This window comes from Arthrobacter sp. FW306-1B-G06A (genome assembly GCF_058781765.1).
In genome coordinates this window covers 45,851-65,855 of record NZ_JBYSXB010000002.1, presented here as the reverse complement: position 1 = coordinate 65,855, position 20,005 = coordinate 45,851, and the positions used below count along the sequence as shown (strand labels likewise).

Sequence of the window (20,005 nt, the reverse complement as noted above, 5' to 3'; positions counted from 1 at the left end):
TTCCTTAACTGCGGGTGTTCCCTCCTTAACCGGCCCGGTACGCGTCCACTGCGTGTTCCAGGACCGGACCGTAGAGCGGCCATGAATCGGCGGGAGCCGCCACGATGAGGACGCTGCTGCCCTTACTCCCCGCTACGAGGCAAGCCATTTCCCGGTATTGGTTGTTGCCGACGCGGGTCACGTAGCTGTCCTCGACACAGGATCCCGTACCGCCAAGGAAAGCCATTCCGGATCGCTCGGCGATTTTGGTGGGCGACGAGGAGTTCTCGTCCGCCAAGTGATCAATCCTGAAGGTGCTCCAATTGTCCAGCGACTCGCTGCCCTGCCGGGGCGTGGCGTTGAAGTAGATCCGAGGTTCACCCGTTGGGGACGAGACAGCCGCGGACACGCTGCCCGGGTCGCTTTCCGCAGGACTCGCATCGGCAGGGACCGAAAGGACCCCGGTGCCATCCGGGAGGTCCATGGTTCTCCAGCCTGCCGGGGCCGGTGCTGCCGTGAACCACCCGAACGGCGCTTCCGCAGACTGCTCGGGGCGGGAACCCGGGCTTTGACCAGCGGAACTGCAAGCTGCGACGGCGATTATCGCAGCAGCCGTGCCCAAGGAGAGCCCGGCAGACAGTGCCGGTTTAATGCGAGGCGGCGTGCTAGCGGTTTCCATCGCCGTCGTCCGGTCCGCCGTTATCGTCGCCGTCGCGGTCGCCGCCATTGGGGTGCCGCGGGGTCGGCGGCGCCATGTGCGGTGGCGCCGGTACCGGCGGCGGGACCACGGCTGGCGGCGCTGGGGGTGGCGGAACGACGGCTGGCGCTGCGGGTGGAACCGTGGCTGGAACGACGGCGGGTGGGGCAGCAGGCGGTGCGACCGGCGTCGCCGTCGGCGCGGGTGACGGTGTGCTTGGGGCGGGCGTTGTACTCGCCGGCGGCCTTGCGGGCGCCGGAGCGGCAGGTTGTCCGCCGAAGCAGCCCCCGAGCAAAAGGCTGGCACCCAGCGCCGCGACGGCAAGCACGGGGCGAGGAATCTTCATGGTGACCGTCCTCAAGAAAGGCCCATGCGGAGCGCCGGGCTTTGCATCTAAAGACGATGCCGGCGATCCCCTTGGTTCAAGGCCAGCAGTCCACCCCGGGATCGCCGGCTCCTGCGTCAGCCCCGGTCGAGCGCCACAGCTTCCCGTTGCGGGGCACCGGCGGCTTGCGCCGCCAGGGCGCGGAACAAATGGCTTCGCTGCTCAATGACGATGCGTCGGAGCGCCCGCGGGGCCGACGTGTGGGTGCCTAGCCAATCGTCCGTGCGTCGAAGCACCGGATGATCTGCCGGCGCCATGCCGGCCTGAAGATCCTGGGCCGAGGGGAACAGCCCCCGGACAATCCGGCCCGCGATCTCGATGCTCCGGGACTGCCATATGTCTTCCAGGCAGTCGAAGTACGGTTCGGTGAAGCCGTCCAGGAGCCCGGACGGGGCAAGGGAGAAGCCTGCGATTGTCGCGCCCAGAATCTCGTTGGAGAGCCCGGTGTCGTTGACTGCGGCATTCCATGCGGCCGTCTTGACGTCGGCATCGGGACGGGCAGCCGCGGCCAGTGCATGGCCTTCGCGTCCGGAGGCGGTGTGGTCCAGGGCGAGTTCGGCATCCAATTCCGGGAGCGTGGCCGCTCCGTTCGCTGCCAATGCCTGCCACAGGCTCCACCGGAGATCCGCATCCACCGCCAGCCCGTCCACTACGACGTTGCCGGAGAGAATGCCGCGGAAGAATTCGACGTAGGCGCCATCATGCCGCGACAAGTCTGCCAGGGTCCTGGCCCACGCGAGTTGCTGGTCCGAACCCGGCTCGGAGCTTCGCAACCGCATCGCGCTGGCAGCCATCAGGCCCTCCCGGACCTCATCGCGCTGCGGAGCCGGTACGTAGCGCTCGACGGCGGTCACCGCGTTGCCGAGAACGTTGAGGAGGACGCCGATTCCTGGCTCGGCGGGCGCGAAGCGCTCGACGGCGGCGACGTACAGTGCCGCCGGGGTCACGGCGTCGCGAGCTGAATCCCATAAGGCTGTCCAGCACAATGCCCGGGCCATCGGATCGCTGATCCGGTCCAGGGAGGAACGTACTGTTGCTTCGGACCCCGCATCCAGGCGGACCTTCGCATAGCTGAGGTCGTCGTCGTTGACGAGAAGGAGGGCCGGGCGCTGCTTGCCGGCGAGTCCGCCCACGGTAGTGTCGGCACCTTCGAGGTCGAGCTCGATGCTCTCTGTGCGGAGCAATTGGCCGCCGTCGTCAAAGTTATAGAGACCGATCCTGAGCCTGTGCGGGCGGTCTTCCTGCTTGCCCGTGATGGGGTCCACAGAGTCCTGGCGTAGGGTGACTGCCTCCATGGCATCGCCGCTCCCGGAGATTTCGGCCGCAATAGTGGAGATCCCCGAGGTCTGCAGCCACTGCCGGGCCCAGGTTCCAAGGTCCCGGCCCGATGCCGTGCCCAGGGCTTCCAGGAGGTCGGTCAGCGAGGTGTTGCCGTATTCGTGATCCCTGAAGTAGCGTCGCGAGCCGGCAATGAACGCCTCGAACCCGACGTAGGCCACCAATTGCTTGAGGACGGAAGCGCCCTTTGCGTAGGTAATGCCATCGAAGTTCTGCTTGGCGGCTTCCAGGTCGGGAATGTCCGCCACGATGGGGTGGGTCGTGGGCAGCTGGTCCTGCACATAGGCCCAGGACTTGCGCTTGTTCGCAAAATTCACCCAGGCGGTGTCCCAGTCCGTGGCCTTGTCCACGCCGAGGGTGCCCATGTAGTCGGCGAAGGATTCCTTGAGCCAGAGGTCGTCCCACCAGGTCATGGTCACGAGGTCTCCGAACCACATGTGGGCCATCTCGTGCATGAGGGTGTTGGCGCGGGCTTGGTACTGGGCATCGGTGGCCCGTGAGGTGAAGACGTACTTCTCCGTGAAGGTGACCAAGCCGGGATTTTCCATCGCACCGAGGTTGTACTCCGGCACGAACGCCTGATCGTACTTGCCCCACGGGTAGGGGTAGTCGAAGAGATCGTTGAAGAAGTCCAGGCCGTTCTTCGTCAGCCGGAAAAGCTCCGCGGCGTCGAAGGACTCCTGCATGGATGCGCGGCAATAGAGCGCCAGCGGAACCTCAAGGCTGGTGCCGTCGTCGAGCGTCTTGCTCCAGCGGTCAGTAGCGCGGAAATAGGGACCGGCGAGGACGGTGGTGATATAGGTGGACATCCGCTTGGTGGTGGCGAAGTCCCAGCGGCTCGTAGCCGGGTCGCTGGTCAGTTGCGTCCGTGCAAGCTCTGCGCCGTTGGAAGCCACCTGCCAAGCGGAAGGCGCCATGACGTGGAAGGTGAATTCGGCCTTCAGGTCCGGCTGCTCGAAGTTCGCGAACACGCGGCGGGCATCCGCCGGTTCGTATTGCGTATAGAGGTAGCACTGCCCGTCGGCCGGATCGACGAAGCGGTGCATGCCCTCGCCGGATCGGCTGTAAAGGGCGGTTCCGGTGACCGTGACCTGATTTTCGGCCTGGAGATTGTTGAGGTGGATCCTGTCGCCGTCCACCACCTCGGCGACGTCGAGTCCTTTTCCATTGAGGAAGACGCTGTGCACGCCGCCGTGGATGAAATCCAGGAACGTGGAGGAACCAGGCTCCGCGGAGAAGTCAATGATGCTGCGGCTGGTGTACCCCGGCACGCCGGTATCTGCGGCTTCGCGGACGTCAAGGGAGACATCGTAGCTGTGGGTGCTGATCAGGGCTGAACGGGTGGCGGCTTCAGCGCGCGCCAAGTTGTGATTCGACACCCAGCTATCTAATCATGAGGAAGACTGCGCCCAGGGCCAAGATGGCGATAAGGAACCAGGAGCCAAGCGCGACTAGCGCGGCGCGGCCACCCGTGTGCAACAGCGTGCGGACGCGGACCGCCGAACCCAGCCCGAACAAGGCCGAGGCGAGCAGGATGTCCTGGAGCCCTCCTGCGGCGTCCAGCACGCCAGGAACCAGCCAGCCAACGGAACGGACGGCCACCATCGCGATGAACCCGAGCACGAAGAGAGGGACGATCGGCGGAAACTTACCGCCGTCGTCGTTCGCCTCCGTACCGTTGCGCGACTTCCGCCGCATGGACCATCGTTGCGCAAGGCCCGCCCCGGCCACGATGGGGGCCAGCAGGACCACCCTGGTCAGTTTCACGACGACGGCGAGCGCCAGCGCCACCGGACCGGCAGTCTGTGCAGTCGCGACTACCTGGCCGACGTCGTGCACGGAAGCCCCGGTCCAGGCGCCGAATTGTTCCGGGCTCAGGCCCAAGGGGTGCATGAGCAGGGGCAGCACGCCGATCGCGAGCGTGCCGCAAAGGGTCACCAGGGCAACCGGCAGGACGGTGTCCTGGTGTTTGATGCGGCGTACCGCGGCCATGGCTCCGATCGCGGAGGCACCGCAGATGGAGAAGCCGGTGGCTATCAGAAGGGCGCCCTCGCGGGGAAGCTTTACCAAGCGGGCCAGCCCATAGGTGCCCGCGAAACTGAGGAGCACGACGGCGGCAATCAGGACGAGAGCAAACCAGCCAAGGTCGAGGACATCGACAACGCTGACCTTCAGGCCCAACAGCACGATGCCCGCCCGCATGTGGTGCTTGCCCGCGAAGTCGAGGCCCGGGCGGGCGCGTCCGGCAGCCCATGCCGCCGTGCCCGGTATATTTGCAGCTAACAAACCCAGCGCTACAGCGGCTGTCATGGCAGGGATGGGGGGAAGCAGGGCATGGACAATGAAGGCAAGTCCAGTGGCTGCCACTGCCATGACGATCCCGGCTCCCAATCGGGAGACCGGGGCCGGGAAACGATTGGAGTGCATTCGTCAACCTTGATGCATGCAGGCGCTGAAATGCGAACCGGGTTCACGCTTGGTGTCGCAACATGCAGAACGCGAAATGCGTTCGTAATCGAAAAGGTGATTGTCTGAATCCCATGTCAGAGCTATTCCGGGATTACTCCGAGGCCGCCGCGCGTTCCGGCGCCTACGACGAAATGTTCGCCCCAGGCACCGTTGCCCGAAAGTCCTACGGCCAGGTGGACGGCGCACTTCGCGAGCTTTCGCTTGCGGATGTGAGCGCGCGTGCCGAGTCGATGGCGCGGACCTTCTTGGACCGGGGCGTGACCTTCGATTATGCGGGGGAGGAGAGACCCTTCCCGCTGGATATCGTGCCGAGGGTGATTCCGGCTGACGAGTGGGATGTCCTCGAGCGCGGGGTGGCGCAGCGGGTGCGGGCGCTGGAGGCTTTCCTGGACGATGTCTACGGGCGGATGGCGGTGGTCGCTGATGGCGTGGTGCCGCGGGCATTGGTGACCACGAGCGCGCATTTCCACCGTGCCGTGCATGGTTTCGAACCGGCCGGTGGCGTGCGGGTGCACGTGTCCGGTATCGACGTTGTCCGCGATGCGGCGGGCACCTTCCGGGTGCTGGAGGACAACGTCCGTGTGCCTTCCGGCGTGTCCTACGTGCTGGAGAACCGGCGGGCGATGGCGAAGGGTTTGCCGGAGGCGTTCGGGCAGCAGCACATCCGTCCGGTCGAGGAATACCCGCGGCGTCTGCTCTCGGCGTTGCGGAAGACGGCGCCGTCGGGGGTGGATGATCCCACGGTGGTGGTGTTGACGCCGGGGGTGTTCAACAGCGCGTATTTCGAGCACACGTTGCTGGCCGGGTTGATGGGTGTTGAGCTGGTCGAGGGCCGGGACCTGATCTGCCGGGGGAACCGGGTGTACATGCGTACCACGGCCGGTGAGCAGCGGGTGGATGTGATTTACAAGCGGATCGATGATGAGTTCCTGGATCCGTTGCAGTTCCGTTCGGATTCGATGCTGGGCTGCCCGGGGCTGGTGAACGCGGCCCGGGCGGGCGGGGTGACGATCGCGAACGCGGTGGGCAACGGGGTGGCCGATGACAAGCTGGTCTATTCCTATGTGCCGGATTTGATCCGGTATTACCTGCATGAGGAGCCGGTGATCGCGAACGTGGAGACGTTCCGGCTGGAGGAGAAGGAGGCCCGGGAGCAGGTCCTGGACCGGCTTGCCGAACTCGTAGTCAAGCCGGTGGACGGGTCCGGGGGGAAGGGCCTGGTGATCGGTCCGGATGCGTCGGCCGAGGAGCTGGAGGCGTTGCGGAAGCGGGTGCTGGCGGATCCGCGGGGCTGGATCGCGCAGCCGGTGCTGCAGCTCTCCACCGTGCCGACGCTCTCGGGGGAGAAGTTCGGGCCCCGGCACGTGGATTTGCGTCCGTTCGCGGTCAACGACGGCGACGAGGTCTGGGTGCTGCCGGGCGGGCTGACCCGGGTGGCGTTGAAGGAGGGTTCGCTGATCGTGAACTCTTCCCAGGGCGGCGGGTCCAAGGACACCTGGGTGCTCTCGGACTCCCCGCAGCTGCCCGCCGTCGAACTGCCCCGTTCCTCCATCACGGTGCGTGAACAGGTCTCGGTCTGGCCCGTCGAAAGCAACTGGCGGGACCGCCAATCGGACCAGCAGCAGTGATCCGTCACGCTATGGTGCCGGAGCAGGATACATTCATCGTCACAACGCAGGACCCGAAGGAGGCACAGCCCCATGCTGAGCCGTATTGCTGAATCCCTTTTCTGGATCGGCCGTTACGTGGAGCGGGCCGACGGAACGGCCAGAATCCTGGACGTCCATCTAGAACGCCTAAACCACCTTCCGCTCGAGGAGCAACGCAGTGTGGCGAGGGAACTCCTGGCTGTCATGGGAGCCCGGCCACAGAGCGAGGAATTCGGCTTGCCGGAGCTGCTGCACGCCCTCGCCTACGACAAGACGAGTGCCACCTCGATTGCCGGGTCCCTGGGGGCCGCGCGTGAAAATGCGCGGCGCGCGCGCGAGACTGTGTCCTCGTCATTGTGGGAGAGCCTCAACACCACCTATTACGGGCTGAACCAGCACCGTAAAGACGTCGTGGGTACGTACCGCTTCTGCAACTGGGTCCTGGAACGCACCGCAATGGTCAGGGGCCTCGCGGACACCACGGTGAGCCACGACGAAAGCTGGCTCTTCCTGGTCCTCGGCCGCTCGCTCGAACGCGCCGACATGACCGCGCGGATGCTCTCCACCCGGGATGTGCTCTCCGCCGGAATGTCCTGGGTGAACATGTTGCGTTGCGCCGGCGCCTACGAGTCGTTCCTTCGGACCCGCCGTGCGGCGTTCGGAGACCAACACGCCGCGGAGTTCCTCCTGCTGGACCGTTTGTTTCCCCGCTCCATCGTCTTCGCCCTGCGCGACGCCGACGAATGCCTGGCCAAGCTGGATCCCTCCGCCCAGCGGGTGGGCTTCATCAACGACGCCCGTCGGATCGTCGGCCAGGCCCGTACCTTCCTTGAGTTCCATCGCACGGACGATCTCATGTCCGAGCTGCCCGAGCACATGGACCGGGTGCAGAAAGCCGTCACGCAGGCCTCCGACGCGATTTCCCGTAAGTACTTCAATCAGGCGGATGAACTGGCCTGGGTGGGAGAAGTTTCATGACCCGGCTGAGCATCGTCCACAAGACGGCCTACAAATACAACCGCCGAGTGACCCTGTCGTACAACGAGGCACGCATGACCCCGTTGACCGATCCGCAACAGGTGGTGCTTGAATCCTCGCTGAAGATCACGCCGTCGCAAGCTGCCGTGAGCACCTACCGTGACTATTGGGGCACCCGCGTCACCGCCTTCGATATGCAGATGCCGCACGAGCGCCTCGAAGTGGTGGCAACCACCACCGTTGAGGTCCACCGGGTGGAGCGGGTCGCCCTGGACGACGAGATTGTGGGCTGGGATGTGATGGCTTCCGACGAGATCCGGGACCAGTTCAGCGACTGGCTGCCCCAGTCGCAGCTCACGGGTCCGGGGGAGGAAGTCCTCGGCATCATTCCCGCCGTCGTCGCCGGCAAGAATCCGCACGAGACAGCCATGGCCATTTTCGAATGGATGCGCGGCGAAATGAGCTATGTGAAGGGCACCACGGGCGTCACCACCAACGCCGAAGAAGCCTGGAACCAGCGTCAAGGAGTCTGCCAGGACCTGGCCCATTTGGCTATCGGCTCACTCCGCAGCTGCGGTATCCCGGCCCGGTACGTGTCCGGGTACATCCATCCGCGGCCCACGGCCGAGATCGGCGAAACCGTCGCGGGCCAATCCCACGCGTGGCTGGAATGGTGGGACGGCGAATGGCGCAGCTGGGATCCCACCAACCACAAGCCTGCCGGAGATCTCCACGTCACCGTGGCGCGGGGCCGGGATTACCGGGATGTTCCGCCCTTGAAGGGGATCTTGTCCGGGGGCGGCGGCTCAGGCCTCACCGTCACTGTCGAGATAACCCGGCTCACTTAGCAGGACCGCGGCCCTCCGCCTGGATTTACCAGGGGGAGGGCTTGTAGTCCTTCAGGAAGACGCCGTACTGGTCTTCGCCGTTTTCGCCCATGACGATGGGATCGTAGACACGCGCCGCTCCATCCACGAGGTCGAGCGGTGCGTGGAAGCCTTCCTCCATGAGCCGCACTTTGGTGTAATGCGGGCGTTCGTCCGTGATCCATCCGGTGTCGACGGCGGTCATCAGGATCCCGTCGCTGTCCAGCATCTCTTGCGCACTGGTCCGCGTCATCATGTTCAATGCGGCCTTTGCCATGTTTGTGTGCGGGTGCCCGGGGCCCTTGTAGGCGCGGGAGAACTGCCCTTCCATGGCCGAGACGTTCACGATGTACTTCCTGCGTGCGGTGGAACGCTTCATGGCCCCTCGGAGTCGGCTGACCAAGAGGAACGGCGCCGTGACGTTGCAGAGTTGAACCTCGAGCATCTCCAGCGGATCTACTTCGTCCACCACCTGGGTCCAGCTATTGATGGCCGCGAGGTCGGGAACCAGGCCGCCGGCATCGATCGCGGTGCCTGTCGCTATCCGCTCCAACGACGCGGAGCCCGTGGACAGCGCGAGCGAGGTAATCGCATCTCCCGCGAGCACGGGATGTTCCGTGACGCTGTGGGTGATGGCCAACGGGTGTTTGTCGTGGGCATGCCCGAAGGTGACGAGTTCGGGGCCGCCGTTGGCTGCCTCCAAGGCCTCAGGCAGCGGCTCGTCCTCGGCATCGACCAAGGGCTTGTACGCATTCCCCGAACGCCGGACGGTCTGGGCGGCGTTGTTGATGATGATATCGAGCGGGCCGGCTTCGTTGAGGGAATCGGTGAGGGCCATGACCTGTGAGGGGTCCCGGAGGTCGATGCCCACAATCCTGAGCCGGTGCAACCAGTCAGCACTGTCTTCCATGGCGGCGAAGCGTCGTGCCGCGTCTTTGGGGAAGCGGGTGGTGATCGTCGTGTGTGCGCCGTCGCGGAGCAAGCGGAGGGCGATGTACATGCCGATCTTGGCGCGCCCGCCCGTGAGGAGGGCGCGGCGTCCGCTGAGGTCGGTGCGGGCATCGCGCTTGCTGTGGCTGAAGGCCGCACATTCCGGGCACAACTGGTGGTAGAACGCGTCTACCTGCGTGTAGTGCTGCTTGCAGATGTAGCAGGGCCTGGAACGGATGAGGTGGCCGGCGATTTCGCCCGTCGCCGAGGTTGCCAGCTTGTTGCCGCGGGTTTCGTCGTCGATCCTGTCCGGGGCCGCGGTGGCGGTCAGTGCGATGACGGCGCGGTCGGCTTCCGCGATCTCGTCCCGTTTGGTGACCCGGCGATGCCGCTTGACGGCTTTGAACATCTTTCCCGTGGCACGACGGATTGCGACGTAGTCCGGGTGCTCCTCGTCGTAGGCGTGGATGGTGTTCAAGACCTTGAGGCAGGCCTGGATTTCTTCAGGCGTCAAATCGGCGGGGCTCATTGGGTCAATTTTACAGGGTCAGGCACAGCAAAGCCTCCCGGGCAACAGAGGCTGGAGGCCTGCTGTCGGCCGGGAGGCCGGGGGCTATCCTGGTTCCGGTGTTCCGGGTCAGACCTCTACCGAGTCCGCCTGGATTTTCGTGACCTGCTCCGCGGAGTCCCTGATGTCGGGGAACTTCTCCGTGGCAGCCTTGATTGCTTCCGGCACCGAGCGGCGGTACTCGGCAGCCAGGGCAAGCTCGGAACCGTCAGGCTCCGGTACTACCTGACCCTTGGCGAGTACGGTGATTCCGGATTCGGTGACCTTGAAGCCGCGCGCGCGGTCGAGGTCGGCATCCAATCCAATGGCGGCCCCGGCAGGAACCTTCACGTTCTTGTCGATGATGGCCCGCTTGATGACGGCGCCTTCACCGATGCGCACCTTGTCCATCAGCACCGAGTCCTGGATCCTGCTGGCCGGTCCAACGTAGACATCGTTGGAGAGGACGGACCCTTCCACGATTCCTCCGGAGATCACCGAGCCGCTGGCCACGATGGAGTCCAAAGCGGTGCCGACCGTGTTGTTGTCTCCCCGGACGAACTTGGCCGGCGGAGAGATGCTCTGCCGCGTGTAGATGGGCCATTCCGAGTTGTACAGGTTGAACACGGGGACCGGGGAAATCAGGTCCATGTGGGCGTCATAGAACGAATCGATGGTTCCAACGTCACGCCAGTAGGTGCGGTCGCGGTCGGTGGATCCGGGAATGTCGTTGAGCGTGAAGTCGTAGACGCCGGCCTCACCCTGGGACACGAAATAGGGGATGATGTCGCCGCCCATGTCGTGCTTGGTGTCCAAGCGCTCCGCATCGATGCGAAGTGCTTCCACCAGGGCATCGGCGTCAAAGACATAGTTGCCCATGGAAGCAAGGAACTGCGAGGGATCGGCGGCGAGGCCTTCCGTTTCAGCGGGCTTTTCCACGAATGCCGAGATCTTCTGGGGATCGTTCTTGTCGACCTCGATGACGCCGAACTGGTTGGCCATGTTCAGCGGCTGGCGGACGGCCGCAACCGTGGCCTTGGCTCCGCTCGCAACGTGCTGTTGAACCATTTGCTGGAAGTCCATGCGGTAGACGTGGTCCGCTCCGACAACCACCACAATGTCCGGGTTGGCGTCGTGAATCAGGTTCAGGGACTGGTAGATGGCATTCGCGCTGCCGAGGAACCAGCTCTTGCCCACGCGCTGCTGGGCCGGAACCGAGGCGACATATCTTCCCAGCTGGGTGGACATCCGCCAGGTCTCGGAGATGTGGCGGTCAAGACTGTGCGACTTGTACTGGGTCAACACCACGATCTGGAGGTACCCGGAATTGACCAGATTCGAGAGAGCGAAATCGATCAACCGATAGCCCCCCGCAAACGGCACCGCAGGTTTTGCCCTGTCTGCCGTCAATGGCATAAGGCGGTTTCCTTCGCCGCCTGCCAACACAATTGACAATACTTTCTTCAACGCCATGGTGTTTGCTCTCCCTGTACGTCTTTGTAGCCCCCGAAAAAAGCCCGGGTTGCCGGACCCTTTCACACTAGAACACATACTCCGGAAGGACTACGTTAGGTAGCGTGCGCGTAGACATTGTGACTAAAGAGTTTCCACCCGAAATCTATGGCGGGGCCGGTGTGCATGTTGCCGAGCTCAGCCGCGTCTTGGCGAAGCACGTGGATCTGCAGGTGCGTGCCTTTGGCGCGCCCCGTGATGCGGACTTCCACGGGGCAACGGTGACGTCGTATTCCACACCGGATGATCTGGGAGCGGCCAATGCCGCTGTCCAGACCCTTGGCGTGGATTTGCGCATCGTGCCGGACATCGCCGGAGCGGACCTGGTCCATTCCCATACCTGGTACGCCAACATGGCCGGCCACCTGGCGTCCCTGTTGCATGGGATACCCCACGTGCTCAGCGCACATAGCCTGGAGCCGTTGCGCCCATGGAAAGCGGAGCAGTTGGGTGGCGGTTACGCGTTGTCCTCGTGGGTTGAAAAGACCGCCTATGAGGCTGCCGCCGCTATCATCGCCGTCTCGGAAGGCATGCGGAAGGACATCCTGCGCAGCTATCCGAACGTGGATCCCGCCAAGGTCCGCGTGGTCCACAACGGCATCGACGTCGACATGTGGCAGCCGGACGAAGGCGAAGACGCAATCCGTGCCCTCGGCATCGACCCCGCCAAGCCGAGTGTGGTCTTCGTCGGGCGCAACACCCGGCAGAAGGGCGTTCCTTACCTCCTGAAGGCTGCGGCCAGCCTGCCCGACGATGTGCAGCTTGTGCTGTGCTTGGGCGCGGCGGACACTCCGGAACTCGCGGCCGAAACGGCCCGGCTCATCGAGGAATTGCAGGGCAAGCGCGAAGGTGTCCTGGTCATCGAACGCATGCTTCCGCGGCATGAGCTCATCCAGGTCCTCAGCCATGCCACGGCCTTCGCCTGCCCGTCGATCTACGAACCCCTCGGCATCGTCAACCTTGAGGCCATGGCATGTGGCGCAGCCGTGGTGGCCAGCGCTACAGGCGGCATCCCCGAAGTGGTTCAGCACGGTGAAACAGGACTGCTGGTGGAACTGGAGCAGGTCACGGACGGTACCGGCACCCCGCTGGATCCCGAAAAGTTCGTCGCAGATTTCGCCGCCGCCCTCAACGAGGTGGTGTCCGATCCTGCGCGAGCCAAGGTCATGGGCGCCGCGGGCCGCGTCCGGGCGGAGGAACACTTTTCCTGGGAATCGATCACCGAAACAACCCTTGAGGTCTATCGCTCGGTCCTCACCCCGTAGCCCACCAGCCCAACTGACTCGCAGTAAGTGTCGTTATGAGGGCTCATAACGACAACAAATGCGAGTCAGTTGGGGAAGAACGACGGCGGCGCCGCACTCCCGCTGAGGGGTGCGGCGCCGCCGTCGTTAAAGGATTCGGCAGATGTTCACCGGCCGGTCACGGCAGGATGCTAGCTGGATTTTCTTCCCTTCAAGGCGAGGAGGCTCTTCTCCTCGGCGGGTGCCTCGCCGCTTGCCCTCTGCGCCTGGAAGTAGCCCCGGGCTTCGTCCTGGCGTTCCTTCTCGGCCCCCGAGGCGATGGCCGCCCGCAAGTGCTCCGGACCGTAGCCGAAGGAATCGACCAGGTCCAGGGCGTGGGGACGGATCTTGACGAGCAGCCTGTTGATGTAGGCCCCCACAGTGCGTCCGCGCTGCATGGAGAGGCGGCCGTTCATGAGGTACCAGGACAAGTGCTTCTCAATGAGCGAAAGGCCGAACAGGTCGCGGAGCCAGGTCAGCACTCGCAAGGTGCCCGGATCGCCGACCTTGCCAAGGGCTTCCGTGAACGCTTCCCATTGCAGTAGCTCGGCGTGGGCCTGGGCGGCTTCAATCAGATCGTCCTGGTGCTGGTTGAACAGGGCGGCGCCTTGGTGCTGCGGAAGCTTGTTCGCACCCTTGAGCGCCGAACCGACCTCCGCCACCATGGACTGCACCCGGTCCGTCAGGAGCGTGCGTTGGCCTTCCTCGTCCCGCAGGGCCAAAGCAGCCTTCTGGACTGATCCGGTGTCCGCCACGAACTGCGCCACTTGCCGCAGGCCGGTCCGGTTGATGGCGACGTCGGCAGCCTGGGCAGCGACGAAGCGGGCCAGCACGCCAAAGTCGACATTGCGGAACTCTTTGGCATAGTCCGCCAGGAGGCGCTTGGCCACGAGCTGCAGAAGCACGGTGTTGTCACCTTCGAAAGTGGCATAGACGTCAAGGTCCGCACGCAGCGAGGCGAATCGGTTCTCGATCAGGAATCCGGCGCCGCCGCAGGCCTCGCGGCACTCTTGCAGGGTGTCGAGGGCGTGCCAGGTGCTCATCGGCTTGAGGGCGGCGGCCAGGGTCTCGAGGTCCTGGCGGTCGGCGTCGGTGTCGTGCCGGCCGGAGAAGACATCGTCGAACTTTTCGAGCAGCTGCTCATGCGCGAAGCTCGCCGCAACGGTGGTGGCAAGGCGAGTGAACAAGCGGCGCTGGTGCCGCTGGTAGTCCAGCAGTACTTCCTCGTCCGTGGGGGATGAGGCGTTGAACTGGCGCCGTTCGGCGGCGTACCGGATGGCTGTCGTCAAGGCCACCTTGCTGGCTGCGACTGCGGCTCCGTCGAGGGAGACCCGGCCTTGCACCAAAGTACCGAGCATCGTGAAGAAGCGCCGTCCCGGGCTGGCGATCGGCGAGGTGTATTCGCCGTCGGGGGCGACGTTGCCGTAACGGTTGAGCAGGCTGGTGCGCGGGACGCGGACGTCGGTGAAGTGGAGGCGGCCGTTGTCGATCCCGTTGAGCCCGCCCTTGATACCGTCGTCCTCGCCGCCGATTCCGGGCAGGAACTCTTTGGTGTCCGGGTCCCTCAGCTCGACATAGAACGCGTGGACGCCATGGTTCACATTGCGGGTGACCAGTTGGGCGAATACGACGGCGGCCAGGCCATCCTCGGCTGCGTTGCCGATGTAGTCCTTCCACGCTGCGCGGAACGGAGTGTTGATGGCGAACTCCTGGGTGGCCTCGTCGTAGGTGGCCGTGGTGGCAATGCTCGCAACATCGGAGCCGTGCCCGGTTTCGGTCATGGCGAAGCAGCCGGGGATCTCCAGGCTCATGATCCCGGGCAGCCATTTGTCCTGGTGCTCTTTCGTGCCGAGATGCATCACGGCTGAACCGAAGAGGCCCCACTGGACGCCGGCCTTGATCTGCAGTGATGGGTCGGCAGTGACGAGCTCCTCGAAGCCGGCGATGTTGCCGCCGTGGTCATCCGAACCGCCCAGGCTGGTGGGGAAAGCCCGGTGCACGGCGTTGTTGTCCACGAGGTACTTGAGCTGCCCGAAGACGCGCTTGCGGTGCTCGGTATGCGTCAAGCCTTCGATCTTGTGCACCTCGGGGCGGCCCGCGAGGTCACGTGCCGTGTGCCGGATGTGGGCCCACTTGCCGAGCAGCAGTTCGCCAAGGGCCGCTACGTCCACCGTGGGGGCGGGCTCAACTGGCTGTGTGGTTGCAGCCGTTTCCGCGGCCACCCGGTTGCTGGAGGAGGTGCGGTCCACTACTTCAGTCATGGTCATTCCTTCTTTGGTTCCGAACAACGTGGAGTCATTGCTGATATTCAGGGGAGTTGATCTTGAGTTCCGGGGCGATTCCCACGCACAGCCAATCGGTGATCCGGGCCGCCATGGTTTCCTGGTCGGGCTTAGCGGGGGAGGCGGGACTGCCGAGCCACCTCTCGCCGGCATTGCGGACAAGCCCGATGGCGGCGGTGGGCCAGTAGTCGATCAACGCTTCCTTTTCCGCCCCCAGGTGTTCCCGCATGGGCCTGGCGATCATGGCGCTGATTGCTTCGAAGAAGTGGCCAAGGGCTCCCGAAGCTGCGATGGCGTCTTGCGCCGATGGTTCCCCTTGCGAGAGCCGCGTGATGAACGCGTAGACGGCGGGGCTGGACTCCGCCATCTGCAGGTACGCGGAAACCATGGCGAACAGGCCTTCGCGGGGAGTTTGAGCGCTTTCTGCCGCTTCCTTCATTCGTCGTTGCATTTGTCCGAGGACTACTTCGCCCATGGCTTGCTGCAAGCCGGCTTTGTCCCCGAAATAGCGGTAGTACACCGACTTGGAGGTGCTGGCCGCGGTCGCGATGTCCTCCATGGAGGCGTCGCTGCCCAGTGCATGGACGGCTTTGCGGGCGGCCTTGATGAGTTCCCGCCGGCGTTCTTCGCGGTGGACCTGCCAGCGGGCGGCACGGCCGTCGACGGCGGGAGCCTCGCTGTCCGCGGGGGGCGGGGTCACGGCGTCGCGGTCGGCGGGAAGTCCTGGGCTGGGGATGTTCACGATACTCAGCGTATCAGGTACGCTGGGTATCAGTAACCCGATGTGATCTAAGGAGCAACGCATGCCTGCAGCAGCACATTCCGCGAGCGCGCCACACGAATCCCCGGTAGCCCCGGGTACAGTCCGCAAGGCAGTGGTGGTTGGCGGGAACAGGATCCCCTTTGCCCGTACCGGGGGCGCCTACACCAAATCCTCGAACCAGGACATGCTGACGGCTGCACTGGACGGGCTGATCGCACGCTTCGGCCTTCAGGAGGAACGGCTCGGTGAAGTCGCAGCCGGAGCTGTCCTGAAGCACTCCCGCGACTTCAACCTGACACGCGAAGCGGTGCTTGGCTCGGCCCTTTCGCCGGAGACACCCGCCTACGATCTCCAGCAGGCGTGCGCCACCGGCCTTGAAACCGTCCTGGGCCTCGCCAACAAGATCAAGCTTGGCCAGATCGACTCGGCCATCGCCGGCGGCGTCGACTCTGCCTCCGATGCCCCGATTGCCGTCAGCGAGGGCCTCCGCGAGGTCCTGCTCGACCTCAATCGCGCCAAGTCCCTGCCCGATCGACTCAAGGTCCTCTCGCGGCTGCGTCCCAAGGACCTCGCCCCGGATGCTCCGAAGACCGGGGAACCGCGTACCGGCCTCTCGATGGGAGAACACCAGGCGCTGACCACGGCCCAATGGAAGATCAGCCGCGAAGCCCAGGACGAGATCGCGTTCAACAGCCACCACAACCTCGCCGCGGCCTACGATCGTGGCTTCTTCGATGACCTCGTCACTCCATACCGCGGGCTGAGCCGTGATTCGAACCTCCGGCCCGATACGTCCATGGAGAAGTTGGCCACCCTCAAGCCCGTCTTCGGCAAGAGCCTTGGCGCGGAGGCCACCATGACGGCCGGCAACTCGACTCCGCTCACGGACGGCGCCTCCACGGTGCTCCTCGGCACTGAGGACTGGGCTGACGCCCGTGGCCTGCCCAAGCTGGCCGTCGTCGTTGACGGAGAGGCGGCCGCCGTCGATTTCGTCCACGGCAAGGACGGACTCCTCATGGCCCCGGCCTTTGCGGTACCGCGACTCCTCGCACGCAACGGGCTGTCCTTCGAAGACATCGACTTCTTCGAAATCCACGAAGCCTTCGCGGGCACCGTCCTGAGCACGCTCGCCGCATGGGAAGACGAGGAATTCGGCCGAACCAGGCTGGGACTGGACGGTGCGTTCGGCAAGATCGACCGCGCCAAGCTCAACGTCAATGGCTCGTCCCTCGCCGCCGGACATCCTTTTGCCGCCACTGGAGGACGCATCGTGGCTTCGCTGGCGAAGATGCTCCACGACAACGGCCCGGTTGACGGCCGCCCTGCGCGCGGACTCATTTCCATCTGCGCTGCCGGAGGGCAGGGCGTCGTCGCGATCCTCGAGGCCTACTCCGCTCCGGAAGGTCGGTAACCGGCATGACGGACAAATACACGCAGTTTGTCAGCCACGGGATCGGCAAGGACCTGGCCAAAAAGCTCGGACTGCCCCAACCTGCCGTGCTCCGGAGGTACAAAGAGGGAGAGCCGCTGGTTCCGGGTCCGGTCCTGGTACTCGGGAGCGGCAACGGCAGAACCGCCGGCTCCGACGACTTGGCTGCCGCCCTGGCGGGCTGGGGCCTCGACGTTCGGCGTTCCGCCTTGCCCAAGGAAAAGCTGGGTGCGATCGTCCTGGTGCTTGACGCCGTCGAGCATCCGGAAGAGCTTGCCGGACCAGTTCTCACTGCGGCTCCGTCGCTCCGCGATTTGGCCCCCGGCGCGCGGGTGGTCACGATCTCCCGCACCTCCGCGTCCGCTGCCACCCCGGCTGTTGCCGCCGGCCGTCAAGGCGTCGACGGGCTGCTGCGTTCGCTCGCCAAGGAACTCCGGGCGGGTGCCACGGCCAACGGCATTCTCCTCGGGGACGGTGCCGGCACCACGAGCCCGAGCACGCTCGGCGCGCTGCGCTTCTTCCTGTCCGGCCGGTCCGCGTTCGTGGATGGTCAGTTCCTGACCGTCACCTCAGGCGCCGGCCAACTTTCCGCCGACCCCGACAAGCCCCTGGCCGGGAAGGTCGCCGTCGTGACGGGGGCCGCCCGTGGGATCGGCGCGGCGATCGCACGGACCCTGCACCGGGACGGCGCCCGGCTCGTGGTGGTGGATATTCCCGCTGCGGGTGACCACCTCGCCGCCGTCGCCAACGAGGTTCATGGCACTGCCCTGCAATTGGACATCACGGCCGGGGACGCCGGGAGGCGGATCATCGACCACGCCGTGGAACGCCATGGCGCGCTGGACATCGTTATCCACAACGCGGGTATTACCCGGGACAAGCTCCTGGCCAACATGGATGAGGGCCGCTGGAATTCCGTCATCGGCGTGAACATCGCCTCGCAGTTGAGCATCAACGAGGCACTCCTTGGTGCGGAACAGCTCCCCAAAACCCCGCGGATCGTATCCGTGGCCTCCACGAGCGGCATCGCGGGCAACCGCGGTCAGACAAACTACGCCGCATCCAAAGGGGGAGTGATCGGCATGGTGAGGGCCACGGCACCCTTGCTGGCTGAACGCGGCAGTTCCATCAACGCCGTCGCGCCCGGCTTCATAGAGACAGACATGACCGCCCGGATCCCCTTCGCCACCCGGGAAGTAGCCCGCAGGCTTAATTCGCTGCAGCAGGGAGGCCTGCCCGGCGACGTGGCAGAGGCAATCGCGTTCCTGGCATCGGACGAGGCCGGTGGAATCACGGGAGAAGTGCTCAGGGTCTGTGGACAGAACCTGGTGGGTGCATGACTACGGAACAACCGCTCATCCTGGGGGAACTGCCGTCCCTCTCTAAGCTGTATGTGAACGCGGCGGCGACGGCGGCACGGCGGAGGGTGATGGGGTTCCAGGCAGCCACCGCGCTGCCCCACGGGAGCCACGAGGTCCGCGGGGTGCGGGCCGACGTCGCGAACCTCACCGCCTACCAGCACCTGATCGGGGAGACAGCGAGTGACGCACTGCCGGCGGGCTTCATCCATGCCCTTGCGTTCCCGGTTGCCATGAGCGTGCTGAACCGGGACGATTTCCCGCTTCCCTTGCTGGGGATGATCCATTTGAAGAACCATGTGGAGCAATTGCGGGCAGTCCAGTTCAGTGAGCCGCTCGACGTCCGGTCCTGGGCAGAGCACATGCGCGGCCACAGGGCTGGAACCCAGCTGGACGTCGTCGCCGAAGTCCGGTCAAGCAACGGCGGGGCCTTGCTCTGGCGCGGCGTCTCGACGTACCTCGCCAAGGGGGTCTTCCTTCCGGGAGTCGACAAGGCCGCCGCGGCCGCCGCTCCACCGGAGTTCAGGGCGCCCGCACCAACCGCCGTCTGGCAGCTCGGAGTGGATACCGGCCGCCTGTACGCCGCCGTATCCGGGGACTTCAATCCGATCCACTTGAGCCTGCTCTCGGCCAAGGCGTTGGGCCTGCCGCGGTCGATCGCGCACGGCATGTACCTTGCGTCCCGGGCCTTGGCTGACGTGGGCTCGGTGAAGTCGGAAGCGTTCCGGTGGGACGTGAACTTCGAGGCGCCGGTGTTCCTTCCGGCGCGGGTGGCCCTGGAAATCGGCACGGTCCACTCCGCGTCAGGCTCGTGGGAGCGTTCGGACTACGTGGCCTGGAACCCGCGAAGCGGCAGGAGGCACTTCAGCGGATCCGTGACGGCGCTGTAGGGCGCCGGTTTCGGGGTTCCAGGTTCAGGGGCAAGCTTCAGGGTCACGGTCCAGGGTCCAACAAGAGCTACGACGACGGCGGTCACCCACGCGGGCGGCCGCCGTCGTCGCGCCTGACGGAGCCGGATTCAGAGCCGGGTCGCGGAGCCGGGTTCGACGGCGGATTCATTGCCGGTGGTGAATTCCCGGTAATGCAATTTAATAAATGTGATGAACGCCGCATTAGCGTCCGAAAAGGCAAATTCAGGTTAAACAAACAAGGCCTGGAATTCTCAGAATTCCAGGCCTTGCAATTGTGCGCGGAGGGGGACTTGAACCCCCACCCCCTTTCGAGGACTAGCACCTCAAGCTAGCGCGTCTGCCATTCCGCCACCCGCGCAGGTGGTGTTCGGAGCGTTCGTTCTGCGCCTCTCGGCGCTTCTCTTTCCTCCGAAGCAGCGAGAAAAACTCTAACACGGTTTCTGGGAAATAAAAAAACCGGAGCTCGAGATGGCGCTGTCAACGGCAATTGGGCCTCGCCAATCCGCGCCAAAACGCGGGAAAGCGCGCGGCCAAACGGGCATGCGGTGGGTAGGCTGAGGGAAGCGCGCGGGTAGCGTCCGCACCATCTGCCTTCCCGCCGGAGTACGTCCATCCCAGCCAGCAAGGAG

15 protein-coding genes and 1 tRNA gene are annotated in these 20,005 nt (G+C 64.9%); 7 read left to right on the top strand and 9 right to left on the bottom strand.

The window, feature by feature from the left end; genetic code table 11:
- Positions 1-25 precede the first annotated feature (25 nt).
- The 4 genes from AC3WJM_RS01310 to AC3WJM_RS01295 all read right to left on the bottom strand — a co-directional run bounded on the left by AC3WJM_RS01310 (position 26) and on the right by AC3WJM_RS01295 (position 4,826).
- A complete protein-coding gene (locus tag AC3WJM_RS01310; protein WP_492271043.1) occupies positions 26-658 on the bottom strand; it encodes a hypothetical protein in 633 nt (210 codons plus the stop codon).
- Complete coding sequence (locus AC3WJM_RS01305) at positions 645-1,022, bottom strand: hypothetical protein (protein ID WP_307053030.1); 378 nt, start codon at positions 1,020-1,022, stop codon at positions 645-647. Before AC3WJM_RS01305 ends, AC3WJM_RS01310 begins: the two co-directional genes overlap by 14 nt.
- Before the next feature lie 116 nt (positions 1,023-1,138).
- Positions 1,139-3,778, bottom strand: a complete 2,640-nt coding sequence (gene pepN, locus AC3WJM_RS01300; RefSeq protein ID WP_492271042.1) for an aminopeptidase N — start codon at positions 3,776-3,778, stop codon at positions 1,139-1,141.
- A 4-nt stretch (positions 3,779-3,782) separates the two neighbouring features.
- Complete coding sequence (locus AC3WJM_RS01295) at positions 3,783-4,826, bottom strand: YeiH family protein (protein ID WP_492271041.1); 1,044 nt, start codon at positions 4,824-4,826, stop codon at positions 3,783-3,785.
- A 113-nt stretch (positions 4,827-4,939) separates the two neighbouring features.
- Here AC3WJM_RS01295 and AC3WJM_RS01290 point away from each other — a divergent pair, with 113 nt between their 5' ends.
- The 3 genes from AC3WJM_RS01290 (at position 4,940) to AC3WJM_RS01280 (ending at position 8,343) form a co-directional block, all read left to right on the top strand.
- Positions 4,940-6,496: a circularly permuted type 2 ATP-grasp protein gene (locus tag AC3WJM_RS01290; RefSeq protein WP_492271090.1), complete on the top strand. Its 1,557-nt coding sequence runs from the start codon at positions 4,940-4,942 to the stop codon at positions 6,494-6,496.
- Positions 6,497-6,568: 72 nt separating this feature from the next.
- Positions 6,569-7,495: an alpha-E domain-containing protein gene (locus AC3WJM_RS01285; protein ID WP_078108851.1), complete on the top strand. Its 927-nt coding sequence runs from the start codon at positions 6,569-6,571 to the stop codon at positions 7,493-7,495.
- Positions 7,492-8,343: a transglutaminase family protein gene (locus AC3WJM_RS01280; RefSeq protein WP_284988187.1), complete on the top strand. Its 852-nt coding sequence runs from the start codon at positions 7,492-7,494 to the stop codon at positions 8,341-8,343. The genes AC3WJM_RS01285 and AC3WJM_RS01280 overlap by 4 nt, the downstream gene beginning before the upstream one ends.
- 25 nt (positions 8,344-8,368) lie before the next feature.
- On the opposite strand, the gene AC3WJM_RS01275 is transcribed toward AC3WJM_RS01280, so the two are convergent.
- Complete coding sequence (locus AC3WJM_RS01275; RefSeq protein WP_059389247.1) at positions 8,369-9,820, bottom strand: SDR family oxidoreductase; 1,452 nt, start codon at positions 9,818-9,820, stop codon at positions 8,369-8,371.
- Between the two features lie 108 nt (positions 9,821-9,928).
- Positions 9,929-11,311, bottom strand: a complete 1,383-nt coding sequence (gene glgC, locus AC3WJM_RS01270) for a glucose-1-phosphate adenylyltransferase (protein WP_059389246.1) — start codon at positions 11,309-11,311, stop codon at positions 9,929-9,931.
- A 104-nt stretch (positions 11,312-11,415) separates the two neighbouring features.
- On the opposite strand from glgC, the gene glgA reads away from it, so the two are divergent.
- The gene (glgA, locus tag AC3WJM_RS01265) at positions 11,416-12,615 is read left to right on the top strand and encodes a glycogen synthase (RefSeq protein ID WP_306959666.1); all 1,200 of its coding nucleotides are present in this window, start codon (positions 11,416-11,418) and stop codon (positions 12,613-12,615) included.
- 170 nt (positions 12,616-12,785) lie between these two features.
- Here glgA and AC3WJM_RS01260 read toward each other — a convergent pair whose 3' ends face one another.
- Complete coding sequence (locus tag AC3WJM_RS01260; RefSeq protein WP_492271040.1) at positions 12,786-14,894, bottom strand: acyl-CoA dehydrogenase family protein; 2,109 nt, start codon at positions 14,892-14,894, stop codon at positions 12,786-12,788.
- Positions 14,895-14,928: 34 nt separating this feature from the next.
- The gene (locus tag AC3WJM_RS01255) at positions 14,929-15,720 is read right to left on the bottom strand and encodes a TetR/AcrR family transcriptional regulator (protein ID WP_492271039.1); all 792 of its coding nucleotides are present in this window, start codon (positions 15,718-15,720) and stop codon (positions 14,929-14,931) included.
- Between AC3WJM_RS01255 and AC3WJM_RS01250 the strand changes: the two genes are divergently transcribed.
- From AC3WJM_RS01250 to AC3WJM_RS01240, 3 genes are read left to right on the top strand one after another with little or no spacing between them, the layout of a single operon-like run.
- Positions 15,719-17,089, top strand: coding sequence for an acetyl-CoA C-acetyltransferase (locus AC3WJM_RS01250; protein WP_492271038.1), 1,371 nt, complete (start codon positions 15,719-15,721; stop codon positions 17,087-17,089). The two genes, AC3WJM_RS01255 and AC3WJM_RS01250, sit on opposite strands and share 2 nt — an antisense overlap.
- A 5-nt stretch (positions 17,090-17,094) precedes the next feature.
- The gene (locus AC3WJM_RS01245) at positions 17,095-18,447 is read left to right on the top strand and encodes a 3-oxoacyl-ACP reductase (RefSeq protein WP_492271037.1); all 1,353 of its coding nucleotides are present in this window, start codon (positions 17,095-17,097) and stop codon (positions 18,445-18,447) included.
- Positions 18,444-19,355 (top strand): MaoC family dehydratase, encoded by a 912-nt coding sequence (locus AC3WJM_RS01240; protein WP_284988182.1) that lies wholly within the window; start codon positions 18,444-18,446, stop codon positions 19,353-19,355. Before AC3WJM_RS01245 ends, AC3WJM_RS01240 begins: the two co-directional genes overlap by 4 nt.
- A 296-nt stretch (positions 19,356-19,651) precedes the next feature.
- On the opposite strand, the gene AC3WJM_RS01235 is transcribed toward AC3WJM_RS01240, so the two are convergent.
- Positions 19,652-19,734: transfer RNA gene (locus AC3WJM_RS01235), tRNA-Leu, on the bottom strand.
- Positions 19,735-20,005 lie beyond the last annotated feature (271 nt).

What these genes read in the sequence shown, in the direction of transcription:
- AC3WJM_RS01310 (WP_492271043.1), bottom strand. Translation starts at nt 658, where the DNA reads ATGGAAACCGCTAGCACGCCGCCTCGCATTAAACCGGCACTGTCTGCC.
- AC3WJM_RS01255 (WP_492271039.1), bottom strand. Translation starts at nt 15,720, where the DNA reads ATGCGTTGCTCCTTAGATCACATCGGGTTACTGATACCCAGCGTACCT.
- AC3WJM_RS01260 (WP_492271040.1), bottom strand. Translation starts at nt 14,894, where the DNA reads ATGACTGAAGTAGTGGACCGCACCTCCTCCAGCAACCGGGTGGCCGCG.
- AC3WJM_RS01305 (WP_307053030.1), bottom strand. Translation starts at nt 1,022, where the DNA reads ATGAAGATTCCTCGCCCCGTGCTTGCCGTCGCGGCGCTGGGTGCCAGC.
- AC3WJM_RS01250 (WP_492271038.1), top strand. Translation starts at nt 15,719, where the DNA reads ATGCCTGCAGCAGCACATTCCGCGAGCGCGCCACACGAATCCCCGGTA.
- AC3WJM_RS01280 (WP_284988187.1), top strand. Translation starts at nt 7,492, where the DNA reads ATGACCCGGCTGAGCATCGTCCACAAGACGGCCTACAAATACAACCGC.
- AC3WJM_RS01275 (WP_059389247.1), bottom strand. Translation starts at nt 9,820, where the DNA reads ATGAGCCCCGCCGATTTGACGCCTGAAGAAATCCAGGCCTGCCTCAAG.
- AC3WJM_RS01295 (WP_492271041.1), bottom strand. Translation starts at nt 4,826, where the DNA reads ATGCACTCCAATCGTTTCCCGGCCCCGGTCTCCCGATTGGGAGCCGGG.
- AC3WJM_RS01245 (WP_492271037.1), top strand. Translation starts at nt 17,095, where the DNA reads ATGACGGACAAATACACGCAGTTTGTCAGCCACGGGATCGGCAAGGAC.
- AC3WJM_RS01285 (WP_078108851.1), top strand. Translation starts at nt 6,569, where the DNA reads ATGCTGAGCCGTATTGCTGAATCCCTTTTCTGGATCGGCCGTTACGTG.
- AC3WJM_RS01240 (WP_284988182.1), top strand. Translation starts at nt 18,444, where the DNA reads ATGACTACGGAACAACCGCTCATCCTGGGGGAACTGCCGTCCCTCTCT.
- glgC (WP_059389246.1), bottom strand. Translation starts at nt 11,311, where the DNA reads ATGGCGTTGAAGAAAGTATTGTCAATTGTGTTGGCAGGCGGCGAAGGA.
- AC3WJM_RS01290 (WP_492271090.1), top strand. Translation starts at nt 4,940, where the DNA reads ATGTCAGAGCTATTCCGGGATTACTCCGAGGCCGCCGCGCGTTCCGGC.